The organism is Pseudomonas azotoformans (genome assembly GCF_001579805.1).
GTDB classification, from domain to species: domain Bacteria; phylum Pseudomonadota; class Gammaproteobacteria; order Pseudomonadales; family Pseudomonadaceae; genus Aquipseudomonas; species Aquipseudomonas azotoformans_A.
On record NZ_CP014546.1, the window covers coordinates 6570432 to 6583861 of the forward strand.

The 13430-nt window shown below is 62.2% G+C and carries 12 protein-coding genes and 2 pseudogenes; 4 read left to right on the plus strand and 10 right to left on the minus strand.

All coding sequences use genetic code 11. The features are described 5' to 3' along the window. Window positions 1-143 precede the first annotated feature (143 nt). Window positions 144-1196 (plus strand): NAD(P)-dependent alcohol dehydrogenase, encoded by a 1053-nt coding sequence (locus tag AYR47_RS30200; protein ID WP_061449283.1) that lies wholly within the window; start codon window positions 144-146, stop codon window positions 1194-1196. Here AYR47_RS30200 and AYR47_RS30205 read toward each other — a convergent pair whose 3' ends face one another. The 6 genes from AYR47_RS30205 to AYR47_RS30230 form a co-directional block, all read right to left on the minus strand. Beyond that, complete coding sequence (locus tag AYR47_RS30205; RefSeq protein WP_016979999.1) at window positions 1197-2000, minus strand: IclR family transcriptional regulator; 804 nt, start codon at window positions 1998-2000, stop codon at window positions 1197-1199. A 46-nt stretch (window positions 2001-2046) separates the two neighbouring features. Continuing rightward, window positions 2047-3012, minus strand: coding sequence for an L-arabinose ABC transporter permease AraH (gene araH, locus AYR47_RS30210; protein WP_028617559.1), 966 nt, complete (start codon window positions 3010-3012; stop codon window positions 2047-2049). A 17-nt stretch (window positions 3013-3029) separates the two neighbouring features. Then, window positions 3030-4529, minus strand: a complete 1500-nt coding sequence (gene araG, locus AYR47_RS30215) for an L-arabinose ABC transporter ATP-binding protein AraG (protein ID WP_061449504.1) — start codon at window positions 4527-4529, stop codon at window positions 3030-3032. Continuing rightward, window positions 4526-5506, minus strand: coding sequence for a substrate-binding domain-containing protein (locus tag AYR47_RS30220; protein ID WP_033901250.1), 981 nt, complete (start codon window positions 5504-5506; stop codon window positions 4526-4528). Before AYR47_RS30220 ends, araG begins: the two co-directional genes overlap by 4 nt. Window positions 5507-5538: 32 nt before the next feature. Further along, window positions 5539-6360, minus strand: a complete 822-nt coding sequence (locus tag AYR47_RS30225) for an SDR family oxidoreductase (RefSeq protein WP_061449284.1) — start codon at window positions 6358-6360, stop codon at window positions 5539-5541. 157 nt (window positions 6361-6517) lie between these two features. Next, window positions 6518-6997 carry a GNAT family N-acetyltransferase gene (locus AYR47_RS30230; RefSeq protein ID WP_010208407.1) on the minus strand — a complete coding sequence of 160 codons (480 nt, stop codon included), beginning with the start codon at window positions 6995-6997 and terminating at the stop codon, window positions 6518-6520. A 184-nt stretch (window positions 6998-7181) separates the two neighbouring features. Here AYR47_RS30230 and AYR47_RS30235 point away from each other — a divergent pair. From AYR47_RS30235 to AYR47_RS30245, 3 genes and pseudogenes are all read left to right on the plus strand, one after another. After that, window positions 7182-8373: pseudogene (locus tag AYR47_RS30235) on the plus strand (MFS transporter). Window positions 8374-8458: 85 nt separating this feature from the next. Next, a complete protein-coding gene (locus AYR47_RS30240) occupies window positions 8459-8791 on the plus strand; it encodes a hypothetical protein (protein WP_061449285.1) in 333 nt (110 codons plus the stop codon). A gap of 51 nt (window positions 8792-8842) precedes the next feature. Continuing rightward, window positions 8843-9106 carry a hypothetical protein gene (locus tag AYR47_RS30245; protein WP_033901254.1) on the plus strand — a complete coding sequence of 88 codons (264 nt, stop codon included), beginning with the start codon at window positions 8843-8845 and terminating at the stop codon, window positions 9104-9106. Between the two features lie 122 nt (window positions 9107-9228). Here the strand turns inward: AYR47_RS30245 and AYR47_RS30250 are convergent, their stop codons facing one another. The 4 genes and pseudogenes from AYR47_RS30250 to AYR47_RS30265 form a co-directional block, all read right to left on the minus strand. After that, window positions 9229-10146 (minus strand): PfkB family carbohydrate kinase, encoded by a 918-nt coding sequence (locus AYR47_RS30250; RefSeq protein ID WP_061449286.1) that lies wholly within the window; start codon window positions 10144-10146, stop codon window positions 9229-9231. Further along, window positions 10139-11605, minus strand: a complete 1467-nt coding sequence (locus AYR47_RS30255) for a purine-cytosine permease family protein (RefSeq protein ID WP_033901256.1) — start codon at window positions 11603-11605, stop codon at window positions 10139-10141. Before AYR47_RS30255 ends, AYR47_RS30250 begins: the two co-directional genes overlap by 8 nt. A 78-nt stretch (window positions 11606-11683) precedes the next feature. Continuing rightward, window positions 11684-12686, minus strand: a pseudogene (locus AYR47_RS30260) (ADP-ribosylglycohydrolase family protein). Continuing rightward, window positions 12683-13396, minus strand: coding sequence for a GntR family transcriptional regulator (locus AYR47_RS30265; protein WP_061449287.1), 714 nt, complete (start codon window positions 13394-13396; stop codon window positions 12683-12685). Before AYR47_RS30265 ends, AYR47_RS30260 begins: the two are co-directional and overlap by 4 nt. Window positions 13397-13430: the final 34 nt, after the last annotated feature.

Genomic DNA, 13430 nt, shown 5'->3' on the forward strand with positions numbered 1-13430 from the left:
GCAGGTCTGGCGTCACAAGGATCCAAACACGGGGCACTCCCGGACGAATAGGCATGAGACTCGGAGCAATCGCCATGGCCGCATCAGGACCCGGCGCGGAGAATGCGCCACCTCACCTGTCATTGCTTTTGCGAGGTTTCCCCATGTACACCGCCATCGGTTACGCCGCCCAGTCGGCCACCACTCCCCTCGCCCCCATGTCGTTCCAGCGCCGCAGCCCGCGCGTCGATGACGTGGCGATCGAGATCCTGTACTGCGGCGTCTGCCACTCCGACATCCACCAGGCGCGCAACGAATGGGGCATCGCCGTGTACCCACTGATGCCCGGCCACGAGATCGTCGGCAAGGTCACCGCCATTGGCGCCAACGTCACCGCGCACAAAGTCGGTGACCTGGTGGGCGTGGGCTGCATGGTCGATTCGTGCCGTCACTGCGACGCGTGCCAAGCGGACCTGGAGCAATACTGCCTCGAAGGCCCGACCATGACCTACGCCACCCCGGACCGCGTCGATGGCAGCAACACCATGGGCGGTTACTCCGACAGCATCGTGGTCAGCGAACATTTCGTGGTGAAGATCCCGGCCAAGCTTGACCTGGCCAGCGCCGCGCCGATCCTGTGTGCTGGCATCACCACCTACTCGCCGCTCAAGCACTACGGCGTGAAGGCCGGCGATAAAGTCGGCGTGCTGGGCATGGGCGGCCTCGGCCATATGGGCATCAAGTTTGCCAAGGCCATGGGCGCGGAAGTGACCTTGTTCACCCGCTCGGCAAGCAAGGCCGAAGAAGGCCGCCGCCAGGGCGCCGATCACGTGATCGTGTCCACCGACGAAGCCCAGATGAAAGCCGCCGCCGGCAGCTTCGACTTCCTGCTGGACACCATCCCTGTGCAGCACGACCTGAACCCCTACCTCGACGTGCTGCGCTTTGACGGCGTGCACATCCTGGTCGGCCTGATCGAGCCGGTGGACCCGCCCGTCAACGCCGCCAAGCTGGTGCTGGGCCGCAAGGTGCTGGCCGGTTCGTTGATCGGTGGTATTGCAGAAACCCAGGAAGTCCTGGATTTCTGCGCCGAGCACGGCATCACCTGCGACATCGAAATGCTCGACATCCGCCACATCAACGAAGCCTACAGCCGCATGATCGCCGGCGACGTGAAGTACCGCTTTGTCATCGACATGGCGACGTTGAAGGCCTGATCAGGCCTTCGCGCCCAACTCCGCTGACAGCCGGGCTGCGACCTGTTTGACCACAGGAATCAGCTCGGCCATTTTCTCCAGCGGCATGTAGGGCACGGTACTGGCGATGCTGATGCCGGCGACGATGCGCCGGCTGGCATCGCGCACCGGAGCGGCCACGCAACGGATCGACGGTTCGTTGTCTTCCAGGTCGAACGCATAACCGCCCACCACGTATTCATGCATGCGCTGCTCGAACTGTGCCCAGGACTGCTCCGGGTGCTGCGGCCATTGCAGGCTTTTCCCACCCGCCGGCAGGCTGACTTCGTACAGGCGCTGCCACTCTGCGACCGTGTCATCCAGCAGCAATGCCTTGCCGATCCCGGTGCGTGCCAGCGGCATGCGATGGCCGACCCGTGAGCGCATTTCCGGACCGTTGCGGCCGGGGTTCTTGTGCAGGTACAACACGTCGTCGTATTCGCGGATGGCCAAGTGGATGGTGTCGCCGGTCAGCGCCGACAATTCATCCAGATAGGGTATCGCCAGAGTCACCAGCGGCAGCTCTTCCCGCGCCTGGAAACCCAGCTCGATCAACTTCGGCCCCAGCAGGTAACCGACCTGCGGCACCACCCGCAGGTAACGCTCTTCCACCAGGCAACTGGCCAGGCGGTGGGTGGTGCTGCGGGTGGTGCCGATGCGCTTGGCGATCTCTTTCAGATCCCGCGCACCGGCCGCCACCGCTTGCACCACGCCCAGGCCACGCAGCAGGGTCTGGGTGCCGGTGGGGGCGGCGTCTTTGACGGGGGTGTGGGCGTTTTCCTGCATATCGGGCCTATGTGGTGGTACGAAAACGGCGAGCATTATGACCCAATCAGCGCTGCTTCATGCGGTCGATGATGACGGCCAATAGCAGGATCGAACCGCGGATCACATACTGGTAAAAGGTGTCGATGTTCTTCAGGTTCATCGCATTCTCGATGATCGCCAAAATCAGCACCCCGGCAATCACATGACGGATCATGCCGATGCCGCCGCTCAGCGACACGCCGCCCAAGACGCACGCCGAGATCACGGTCAGCTCAAAGCCCTGGCCAATCATCGGCTGGCCTGAGGTCATGCGCGAGGCGAGGATCACCCCGGCCAGGGCGCCGATCAAGCCGTGCACGGCAAAGATGATGATCTTGGTGCGATCAACATTTACGCCAGCCAGCAACGCCGCTTCCTGGTTACCGCCGATGGCCATGGTGTTGCGCCCGTAGGTGGTGTAGTTGAGCAGCCAGCCAAAGAACACAAAGCACAGCACAGTGATGATGATCGGCACCGGCACGCCCATCAGTTGGCCGTTGCCGAACACGAAGAAGCCTTCGTCCATCACGCCGACGGCCTTGCCGTTGGAGAAGATGTACGCCAGTCCACGCACGATCTGCATGGTCGCCAAGGTCGCGATCAATGCGTTGATACGCAGCTTGGCGATGACGATGCCGTTGATCAGCCCCACCACCAGGCCCATGGCCAACGCAGCGGACACGCCGAGCACCACACTGTCGGTGTCGCGGATCACAATGCCCGCGACCACACCGGCACAGGCAATCACCGAGCCCACCGACAAGTCGAAGTGCCCCGACGCCAGGCAGAACAGCATGGTGCACGCCGCAATGCCCACGGTGGAAATCGCCAGGCCGAGCCCGCGCATATTCAACGGTGAAAGGAAGTTATCGATAAACAACGCACTGAGCACAAAAATGCTCAACGCGGCGAGCAACATCACCCAGTCATCGAGGAACTTTCGCTGGTTGAAACCCGGCCAGAAGCCCTTTGCAGTTTTTACCTCAGACATCATTCACCTCGAATTCTTCAAGCCCGCGAACGCGGGAGAGCCAGTTGCAGCAGCCGAGCCTCGTCCGCTTGGTCTCGGGTCAGTTCGCCGGTCAGGGCGCCTTCGCTCATCACCAGAATGCGGTCGCTGATGCCCATCACTTCCATCAGGTCGCTGGACACCACGATCACCGCAATACCGCTGGCGGCCAGGTTGTGGATGATCTGGTAGATCTCCGACTTGGCGCCGATGTCGATGCCACGGGTCGGTTCGTCCAACAGCAGCACCTTCATCGGCATCGACAGCCAGCGACCGAGAATGGCCTTTTGCTGGTTGCCGCCGGAGAGGTACATGATTTTCTGTTCGGCGTTGGGCGTCTTGACCTTCATCGCCTTGATCTGCCGATCGGCGTTGGCCGTTTCCCAGCCGTCGCGCAGCAGCCAACCGAAGGTGGAATGGGCACCGCGCGCGCTGATATTGATGTTCTCGGCCACGCTGGACAGCGGAATGATGCCCTCCTTCTTGCGGTCTTCCGGGCACAGCAGCACGCCCGCGGCGATGGCGTCACGGGGTGACTGCAAGCGCAGCGTTTGCCCGCAGAGTGCCAGACTGCCAGCGGTGCTGCGGGTCAACCCGCTGAGCAGCCGAAACAGCTCCGTGCGCCCTGCCCCGACCAGTCCGAACAGGCCGAGAATCTCGCCCTTGTGCACCTGCAGATTGACCGGCTCACGCAGGCCTGGGCCAAGCAAGCCGTCGACCTTCAGCGCGACATTGCCCTGTTCCCGTGGCCGGTAATCGTAGATGTCCTGGATATCGCGACCGACCATGCAGGTCACCAGTTGGTCATGAGTCAGCGCGTTCATGTCGTCAAAGGTGCGCACATAGCGGCCGTCCTTGAACACCGTCACCGCGTTGCAGATGCGGAACACCTCTTCCATACGGTGCGACACATAGAGCACGACTTTGCCCTCATCGCGCAGGCGCGTGATGATCGCCATCAAGCGGTCGATCTCCCGCGCCGACAAGCTGCTGGTGGGTTCGTCGAAGGCAATCACATGGGCGCCACGGGACAACGCCTTGGCGATTTCCACCAGCTGGCGCTGACCGAGGGACAGTCGACCGAGCTTTTCGTCCGGGTCGATTTCATCGGCCAGGCCCTTGAGACATGCCAGGGCCTGCTTGCGTAACTGGCTGCGGTTGACCACCCCGAAGCGCGTCGGCAAATGCCCAAGGAACAGGTTCTCGGCCACGGTCATTTCCGGCACCAGGTGCAGCTCCTGGTGGATCACCGCCACGCCGCTGGCAATGCTGTCGGCGGCGGACTTGAAGTCCATGGTCTGCTCGCCGATCTGCAGTGTTCCGCTGCTCGGCAGGTAGGCGCCGCCGAGGATCTTCAGCAGCGTTGACTTGCCCGCGCCGTTCTCGCCCATCAGCGCATGCACCTCGCGCGGCCGCGCTTCAAAGCTGATCTGCGCCAGGGCTTTCACACCGGGAAATTCCTTGCCGATGCCGTTGAAACGCAGGGCCGCGCCGGTCACTTCCACAGCCCGATTTTGCTCAACTCTTCCTTGAAGTTGGCGCGGGTGATCAGGGTCACGTTGTCCAACGCGGTGAACTTGGCAGGCTCGGTGCCCTTGGTGACCCACTCGAACATGGCGCTGGCGGTTTTGTAGCCGGAGGCGTCAGGGCTCAGCAGCATTGAGCCGTAGAAGCCGGTGTCGGTTTTCTTCAGCTCTTCAATCGCATCGGTGCCGTTGATGCCGACGCCGATCACGTTCGCCGCCTTGAAACCGGCGCTTTCGGTGGCGCGCACACCGCCCAGTACGGTGCTGTCGTTCATGCCACCAATGATCAGGTTTTTCGCGCCGCTGGGCAGTTTCACCAGGGCCGAGTTGGTGGCGTCCATGCTGCCAGGCACGTCGAGGGTTTTCTGCGCGCTGAACAGGATGTGATCGGCGGGCAAGCCGGCAGCCTTGAGGCCTTCGACCGAACCGTCGGTGCGTTTCTTGCCGGTCTCCAGCTCATCGAAGGTGTTGATGACGGCGTAGGTTTCCTTCCAATCCCAGTTGCGATGCTTGGCTTCGGCAGCCATGGCTTCGCCTTGTTTCTGGCCGATTTTGTAGGCATCCAGGCCGACGTAAGGCACGTCTTCCATGGGCTTGCCCTTGGCGTCGACGAAACGATCGTCCACCGCCAGCACCTTGAGGTTATTGAGCTTGGCCTTGGCCATGATCGCCGGGCCGAGGGACACATCCGGCGGGCAGATCACGAAGCCCTTGGCGCCGTTGGCGGCGAGGGTGTCGATGGCCGACAAGGTTTTTTCACCGTCCGGCACGGCAATCTTGATCACGGTGAAACCTTGGTCCTTGCCGGCTTTTTCGGCGAAGGCCCATTCGGTCTGGAACCAGGGTTCCTCCGCTTGCTTGACCAGGAAGCCGATCTTCACTTCCTCGGCGAGCGCCACGCTGCTGAACGCCATTGCCAGCGCCAGGGTGCCTAGAGTCTTCTTGAACATGGACCACCTCCTTCTTGTTATTGGAAAACGCTTTAGTCGTGGTACATCACAGAACGCCCGCCATCGATCATCAGGCAGGTTGCATTGATAAAAGGGGCCTCGTCAGTCGCCAGGAACAGTGCCGACATCGCCACCTCCACCGGCTGGCCGATGCGCTTGGGCGGGTGCAGGTCGAACGCGCGCTGACGCTCGGCGTGGGGGTCGGGGAACCCATTCCAGTAGTCGACGTTGAGCTGGGTTTCGATGTAGCCCGGCGCGATGGCGTTCACGCGGATGCCTTTGGGCGCGTATTCGATGCCGAGGGCGCGGGTCAGGCCAAGCAGGCCGTGCTTGGCCACGGGATAGGGAAAGCAGCCGGGGATGATGTGGCTGGAATGGGTGGACGCAATGTTGATGATGTTGCCGATGCCCTGCTCGATCATGTGCGGCAACACCGCGCGGCAGCCGAACCAGGCACCGTCGAGGTCGATGGCGAAGCAGCGGCGCCAGTCTTCGTCGGTCATTTCCAGCGGGTCGCGGAACACATTGACCCCGGCGCAGTTGACCAGCACATCCACCCGGCCGAAGCGCTCGATGGCCAGGTTGACCAGCGCCTGCCATTGATCTTTCGAGGTGATGTCGACGGCCTGCGCGTAGACGTCGGCGCAGCGTTCACGCCAGTGGGCGGCGACCTTTTCGACTTTTTCGCCCTGGATATCCGCAATGATCAACCGCGCCTGCTGCGCCTGGAAACACGCGACGATCGCCTCGCCAATGCCTTGGGCGGCGCCGGTGATGATCACCACTTTGCCTTTGAGCCGGTCGCCGTAGGTGGGCTCGGGCACGGCGGGGAGTGACAAGGGTTGTGCCTGCATCGCTTCACCTGTTTTATTTTTGGTAGTGAGTGCTGATGCAGCCGACTATAAACCCATCATTTGAAATATCTCAATATATAAATTTGCGTCCCATATAGTGAGCATAAAAACAAAAAAACCGGCGAATCGTCGCCGGTTATTTGTAGGGCCTTCTCCATCAGCCGAGGGCGAAGTCGCGCAGTGCGTCGCCTTCCATGCGATAGCGCACCCACTCTTCCTGGGGCTGGGCGCCGATGGATTTGTAGAAGGCAATCGCCGGTTCGTTCCAGTCCAGCACACTCCACTCGAAGCGCCCGCAACCGTTATCAAAGGCGATCTTCGCCAAGTGGCGCAGCAGCTTCTTGCCCGCCCCGCCACCGCGCTGTTCCGGGTTGATGTAAAGGTCTTCCAGATACAGGCAGTTGCTGCCCAACCAGGTGGAATAGCTGAAGAAGAACACTGCAAAACCAATCGGCAAGCCGTCGCGCAAGCAGATCAGGCCATGGGCGGTGGCGCCCTCGCTGAACAGGCTGCGCTCGATGTCCACCACGCTGGCGATCACTTCGTGCCGGGCCTTCTCGTACTCGGCAAGCTCGGTGATAAACGTCAGGATCTGCGCAGCATCGCTGGGCACGGCGGGGCGAATCTCGATGGTCATGGGCGAGCCTTGGCAATTTCAAAGCACACATACTAAGGCGCTTTCGTGACGGATTGCAGTGCAATTTCACCACGTGCCCTTACTCCGCCCACAGGTAACGCTGGCACCAGCAACCCCACAACAATCGGCCAAGCGGTGCATGGTAAAACGTCCGGCATAACGCCAATGACTTCCAGGCCATCCCATGCATTCCAAATCTGCAGTGAGCACGCCGTTGTTCGCCCTGTTTTGCCTTGCCAGTTTTCTATTGTCGCTGTCTTACGGCTCGACCTTTCTGTTGTCGTTGCTGATTCATACGCGCGGCGGCAACGAGCACGATGCAGGCAGTGTGATCTCCATGGCAATGCTCAGCACCTTTGTGGCGGTGGTGGTCTCCGGGCATCTGGCTGATGCGCTGGGCGCGGCGCGGGCGATTGCGGGAATGGGCCTGCTGTTGGTGGTGGCGTGCCTGGGTTTTGCACTGATGCCTGGGTTCGGCCAGGGCTTGATGGGGTTTGGCCTGGCTCTGGGCCTCGGTTGGGGGGTGTTCTATACCTTGGGGCCGATCATCGTGGCCCTGCTGGTAGAACCGCAACAGCGGGCGAAGTACTTTGCGTTGTTGTCCGGCAGCATGATGAGCGGGATCGGTGCCGGCCCCTTGCTCGGCCGCGCGGCGAGCGCGTTGGGGCTGCCGCTGACCAGCGCGTTCTACATCGCGGCCTGCGCCAGCCTTGTCGGTGTGGTGATGTTCTGGCGACTGGGTGCTCATCTCAAGCAAGACGCAGCAGTGGCAAAAATCTCCTGGCGTGCCACCCGCCAGGTGCTGTCATCGAAGGCTGTGTTCGCGATCATCATGGTCGGGCCTGGGCGGTTGTGTGTTCGGCGGGTTGTCCTCGTTCCAGACCAGCTATGCAGCGGCGCATTCCCTGGACTATTCGCTATTTTTCGTGGGTTTCCTGAGCGCAGCGATCACCAGCCGTTTGTTGATTGCCGGGCTTGTCGTCAAGCGGGATGCCTATCGCTCAGCGTGCGTACTGTCGGGGCTGATGCTGGTGTCGGTGTTGATGTTCGGCTTCACGGTGTCGGGGACCTTCAGCTACCTGCTCGCGGCCATCACCCTGGGTGTGGGTTATGGGCTGACGTACTCGGTGATCAACGGGCTCGTGGCCAATGAAGCGCCCGTCGGCACCACGTCCCAGGCGTTGCTGCTGTTCAGCCTTGGGTACTTCGTCGGGGTATTCGGTTTCCCGCTGCTGGCCGGGCGGATCATCGTCGAATATGGCCTGCAATCGCTGCTGCTGAGTGTGACGGCAGTGGCGTTGATCAATTGGTTGATCAGCGTCGCCAGGCTGGTCTGGCGGCGGGCCTCGTCACACAAAATCTTACAGGTGAGCTAAGACCGTTCGTCGCCACCCAGGCACGAACACCAAGGTCGGGCTGACCAATAGAGGGTAAGGACATTAATCATATGGAGACACCCTCATGAAAAATTCCAAGTTTGCTGCCCTCGCCCTCACGGGCCTGTTGTCTGCTGCGTCGCTGAGCGCCTTTGCTGCCAGCTCGACCACCGGGCCAACCGATCCAACGCCGAATGCCACCACTGAGTCGCAGAAATCCATGGGTACCGGCATGGACACCAACGGTGGCGCGGTCATCCAGCCCGGCGCCGACCCGCGCACCCAGGGCAATGACACCCAGCGCCAAGCGCCGGCTGCCGTCGGTAACGGTAAAATGGGGCCGGCCATCAACCAGCCCAACATCAACAAGGGCGATGACTCCAACGTCCCAGGTGCGCCGAAACAACCTGCGCCTTGATCCATCGAACGCTAGACGAACACCCGATCATTTCCCAGTGAAGAGGTACGCATGAACGTCGATAGAAACCTTGAGAAAGAAGTCCTTACCCGCCTGCTGCACGCCCATCCGCAAGGACTGGGCAAGGAGGTGCTGGATAACTACCGCGGCGAAAAAGAGGTGGCCAGTGTCTTGGCGTTCCTGCAGGACCGTGGGTTGATCAAGGATGGGCATGTGACCACTGACGCGGCGGGTGAGTACGCGTTGAATCTGCCGATCAAGCTGACGGCGTCGGGGGTGGATGAGGCGCGTAAGTTGGAATCTGAAACGCTCTAGCAGCCCTCATACAAAACTAAATGTGGGAGCGGGCTTGCTCGCGAATGCGGTGGATCAGTGGCAAATCTTTGCCTGACACTCCGCCTTCGCGAGCAAGCCCGCTCCCACAGTTTTGTCCGCATTCAGCCAGCGAGTAGAGCATCTACCTCGGCAGTGCCGGGTGAGGTTGCTGGCCCCCAGCGTGTCACCGCCAACGCCGCTGCCGCATTGGCACGACGTGCCGCTTGAGCCGGTGTCAGGCCATCAGCCAACCCCGCAATAAACACCCCCGCATGCGCATCCCCCGCGCCATTGCTGTCCACCGCCTTTACCTTGAACCCCGGCACATGCTGCGCCTGGCCATTGCGGCTGACCCAGCAACCATTCGGTCCATCCCGCACCACCAGCAAGGCATCCACGGGCAGGTGACGATTGAGATCGACCAGCGCATCCGCCACCGCACCCGCTCCGGTGAATGCCAGGGCTTCGGGCCCATTACTGGTCCAGATATCGATACGCGGTAGCAACGCCACCATCAGCGCGGAATCCGGCGCCTTGACCAACGGGCCCGGATCGAACACCACGGTGATCGCTCGCGGCAGCGCCAGCAGCCAGTCGAGCAATGCCTGCGCCTTGCCGTCCAGCAACAGGCTATAGCCGCTGACATACACGTAATCGTCCGGTTGCGGGACCACGCGCGCCAGGTCCTCGGCACTCAAGTCACCTTCAGCGCCGAGATGGGAAATGAACGTGCGCTCGGTGGTGGCCTCGGTCAGCGATACACACAAACCCGTGTCTTTATCGGTGCTGGGCGCCTGGGCCATTTCGACCCCTTCGGCCTGCATTGCCGCACGGGCCAGGTCACCAAAGCGCCCATTGCCATGACGGCCGAGGTAAACCACCGGCAACCCATTGCGCCGCGCGGCCGCCATCACATTAAAGCCCCCTCCGGCCTCAAAGCTGGCCGATTGCGCCAGCACATCGCCGCCGGTGGCAGGCAAGGTATCGAGGGCCATGACCAGATCGACGATGACTTGGCCTGTGTGCAGCAATCTAGACATTAGGACGCTCTACCAAAGCCGGGCGACGGTCAGCTGCGCCACCCAGTACTGCATAAATCCCGCCGGCCACCACGAAGGTGACAATCCAGCCCAGACCATTGTGGCCCAGCCAGGAGTCGGACAAAGGCCCGGCGAACCAGATATTTTCGGCGGTGGTGCCGATGGTGGTGAAGCTGAAGCCCAGCACGATCGCCACCGCCCAGGCGCCGAACGCACGCCATTCCACACCGCCGCGATACCAGTAGGCGCTGCTTGGGCTCACGTCCAGCAGGTCCTTGGGGCTGTAGTAGTGACGGTGGATCAGGTCAACCACGAAGATGCCGACCCACGCCGTAATCGGCACGGCCAGCAACGAGATGAAGGTGATGAACGGGCCGTAGAAGCTGTCGGCGATCAACATGAAGTAGATCGAGCCGGCGAAGATCGCCACGATGTCGACGATTACCGCATGCACGCGCTTGACCTTCAGCCCCAGCGTCAGCGTGGTCAGGCCCGCCGAGTACACCGACAGGTTGTTGGACAACAGCAGGCCACCAAACGCGGTGATCAGGTACGGCACCGCCATCCAGGTCGGCAGCATGTCGCGGATCGCGACGATCGGGTCGGTGGCCGAGGCCAGGTCGTTATTGCCCACCGACAGCAGGCCGCCAAGGGTGATCAGCAACACCAGCGGAATGCCCGCGCCAAACGCGGCTGAGGCCACCAGGCGCACAGCCGTGACGCTGCGGTGCTGGTAGCGCGACATGTCGGCACCGGCATTCGCCCAACCGATACCCGTACCGGCAGCCATGGTACCGACACCGATGATCATCGCGCTCAACGGCGCCGGGGTCGCGTTGAACACCGCGCTCCAATCGATGGTGGCGCAGAGGAAGCCGCCGACCAGAATGTTCAGGGCGCCAAACACATACGTGGCCCACTTCTGAATCACCAGCAACGTGGCGTGGCCCAGGCCGGAAACCGACAGGGTCAGCAACACGAAGATCGCGATAAAGATCAGGGTCAGCACCGGGGCGCTTTTCGCCTCGACCGGCGAACCGAACAGGATCGAGCACAACGACAGCAGCACAAAGGCAGCGGTGGTGGTGTTGACCGTTTCCCAGCCCAGGCGCGACATCAGCGACACCAGCGTCGGCCCGATATTGCCACGCACGCCGAAGATGGCGCGGGACAGCGTCAGGCTCGGCGCACGACCACGACGACCGGCGATGGAGATGATGCCCACCACCGCGAACGAACCGGCAGCGCCGAGGATCGCGACGATAATCGCCTGCCAGATCGCCAGGCCGCGAAACGCCACCAACGTGGCGCCGAGCGGCAAGCCGAGGATGCTGATGTTGGCGGCGAACCACACCCAGAACAGTTGCAGCGGGTGCCCGTTGCACTCGCCTTCAGGGACCGGTTCGATGCCGCGTGTTTCCAATTGCCCGGCACTTTGGCCGGAAGAGGTGCTGCTCATGAGGGGGTGCTCCTGGTGCCTGTATTGTTGTGGTTGTGGCAGGGGTAGAAAGCGAATCGTGTTTCCGGTCGTCCTGACTCAGCGCATTTTCAACAGCTCTTGAACCAGCGGCTGCAACTCCAGGCCATTGACCTGCTTGACCTGTTCGATCATCGCCTCAGGCCAGCACTGCAGGCCCAGGCACGCGCCCAGCATGGCGCCGAGAATGGCGGCAATGGTGTCAGTGTCGCCGCCAAGGCTGGCGGCCAGACACAGTGCTTCGAAGGCGTTCAACTCGCCCACCGCCACTTGCTGGGCCAGGGCGAACGAGACCACCACCGACTCCTGGGACGCGACGGAAGTGCCGATCAATTCGTACAGCAGGTCGGCGAACAGGGCTTTGTCGCCGCTGCCGACGCTCAAGGTGCGCGCCCAGCTGATGCGCGTGGAAATACGCCCGCCGGCAATCCAGTGACCGTGCCCTTCCGCTTGCTGGGCAATCTGGGTGCCGATGTTCAGTGCTTCGCCCAGGTCCACGCCGTTGATGCCGGCCGAGACCACCGCCGCCACCGCCGCCGCGCTGGAAATCCCCAGGGTGGTGTTATGGGTGACCTGACAGGCCTGGATCACCGCCTGGATAAACCGCGCCGGGTCGCTGACATCGGCGGCGATCCCCACCGGAGTGATGCGCATCGCAGCGCCGTTGGTGGTGCCATAACGACCGGACTCTTCAGGAGTGTGACCGGCGAGAATCATGTCGATCGCACGCTTGGTGGACGGGCCGAGCAAATCCTGCGAGCCCTTGGCGCGCATCACCGCTTCCCAGTCAATCAAACGCTGGGCGAGCACCGTCGGCTCGATCACGCCCTGCCCTTCCACCAGCAACTCGCCCACCAGAATCGCCTGCTCGGTGTCATCGGTGATGGACCCGGCGGGCATGTTCGGCGCAATCGGCTGATCGGCGTCGGCGTCTTCCAGGGCCAGTGATGGCACCGAAACGCGCGCGGACCTGCTCGCGGCTCAAGGACTGGGTCGGCATGCCCAGGGCATCGCCCAACGCCAAGCCGTAGAAAGCGCCGAGGGCGCGAGTGTGCGGGGTCATTTCGGGTTTCCAAACTGGAGGTGCAAGCGAAAGTGCAGCGGGTCGAGCAAGCTTTCGACATGCTCCATGAAACGCTCACGGCGGTCGTAGGTGGTCCGTGAGGCCTTGAGAAACACCGTGCCCGCAGGGCGGCCGAGCAGTTCGGCGTCTTCGTCACTGAGGGGTTCGGCGCCGATCCATTGGTCACCTTCGGCGCCGACGTAACCGTAGGCGGCCAGGGTGATGGTCAGGGAATTATCGATCAGGCCGACTTTAGGCAGGCTTTCCAGGCCTCCAGATGCGGGCATAAACGAGCGTTCCAGCGAGACCGCCGTGCCGTCGGTGGTGCGGCGACGGCGATCAAGGGCAATGAATTGGTCGCTGCCGAAACGGCTGAACAGGTCGGGACGGGTCACCGCTTCCAGGCGCAGGATGTCGGTGTTCACTCGCGCGCCTGTGTCAGCCAGGGCCTGGGCCCAACCGCTGCGTTGGTCGAGCACCATGCCGTCAAAGGTGACGATGGAGCCGACGCCGCTCTGGGTCGCGATGTAGTTACGTCGCTTGAGCTCGGCGAGGGCTTCGCGCAGGGTGCCACGGCTGACCGCAAACTCTTCGGCCAGTTGGTGCTCGCCCGGCAGCAGGAAACCGTCGGCCATCACCCCACCCTCGATACGGCGGATGAGCTCGTCGACGACGCGTTTTTTCTTATCAAATCGAACATGTCTAATCATGTACAAATTGATAACCGAAAGCGGCCGTTTGCAG

Excerpts from the sequence above, each read along its gene's own strand:
- AYR47_RS30200 (WP_061449283.1), top strand. The coding sequence starts at position 144 with ATGTACACCGCCATCGGTTACGCCGCCCAGTCGGCCACCACTCCCCTC.
- AYR47_RS30205 (WP_016979999.1), bottom strand. The coding sequence starts at position 2,000 with ATGCAGGAAAACGCCCACACCCCCGTCAAAGACGCCGCCCCCACCGGC.
- araH (WP_028617559.1), bottom strand. The coding sequence starts at position 3,012 with ATGTCTGAGGTAAAAACTGCAAAGGGCTTCTGGCCGGGTTTCAACCAG.
- AYR47_RS30220 (WP_033901250.1), bottom strand. The coding sequence starts at position 5,506 with ATGTTCAAGAAGACTCTAGGCACCCTGGCGCTGGCAATGGCGTTCAGC.
- AYR47_RS30225 (WP_061449284.1), bottom strand. The coding sequence starts at position 6,360 with ATGCAGGCACAACCCTTGTCACTCCCCGCCGTGCCCGAGCCCACCTAC.
- AYR47_RS30230 (WP_010208407.1), bottom strand. The coding sequence starts at position 6,997 with ATGACCATCGAGATTCGCCCCGCCGTGCCCAGCGATGCTGCGCAGATC.
- AYR47_RS30240 (WP_061449285.1), top strand. The coding sequence starts at position 8,459 with ATGAAAAATTCCAAGTTTGCTGCCCTCGCCCTCACGGGCCTGTTGTCT.
- AYR47_RS30245 (WP_033901254.1), top strand. The coding sequence starts at position 8,843 with ATGAACGTCGATAGAAACCTTGAGAAAGAAGTCCTTACCCGCCTGCTG.
- AYR47_RS30250 (WP_061449286.1), bottom strand. The coding sequence starts at position 10,146 with ATGTCTAGATTGCTGCACACAGGCCAAGTCATCGTCGATCTGGTCATG.
- AYR47_RS30255 (WP_033901256.1), bottom strand. The coding sequence starts at position 11,605 with ATGAGCAGCACCTCTTCCGGCCAAAGTGCCGGGCAATTGGAAACACGC.
- AYR47_RS30265 (WP_061449287.1), bottom strand. The coding sequence starts at position 13,396 with ATGATTAGACATGTTCGATTTGATAAGAAAAAACGCGTCGTCGACGAG.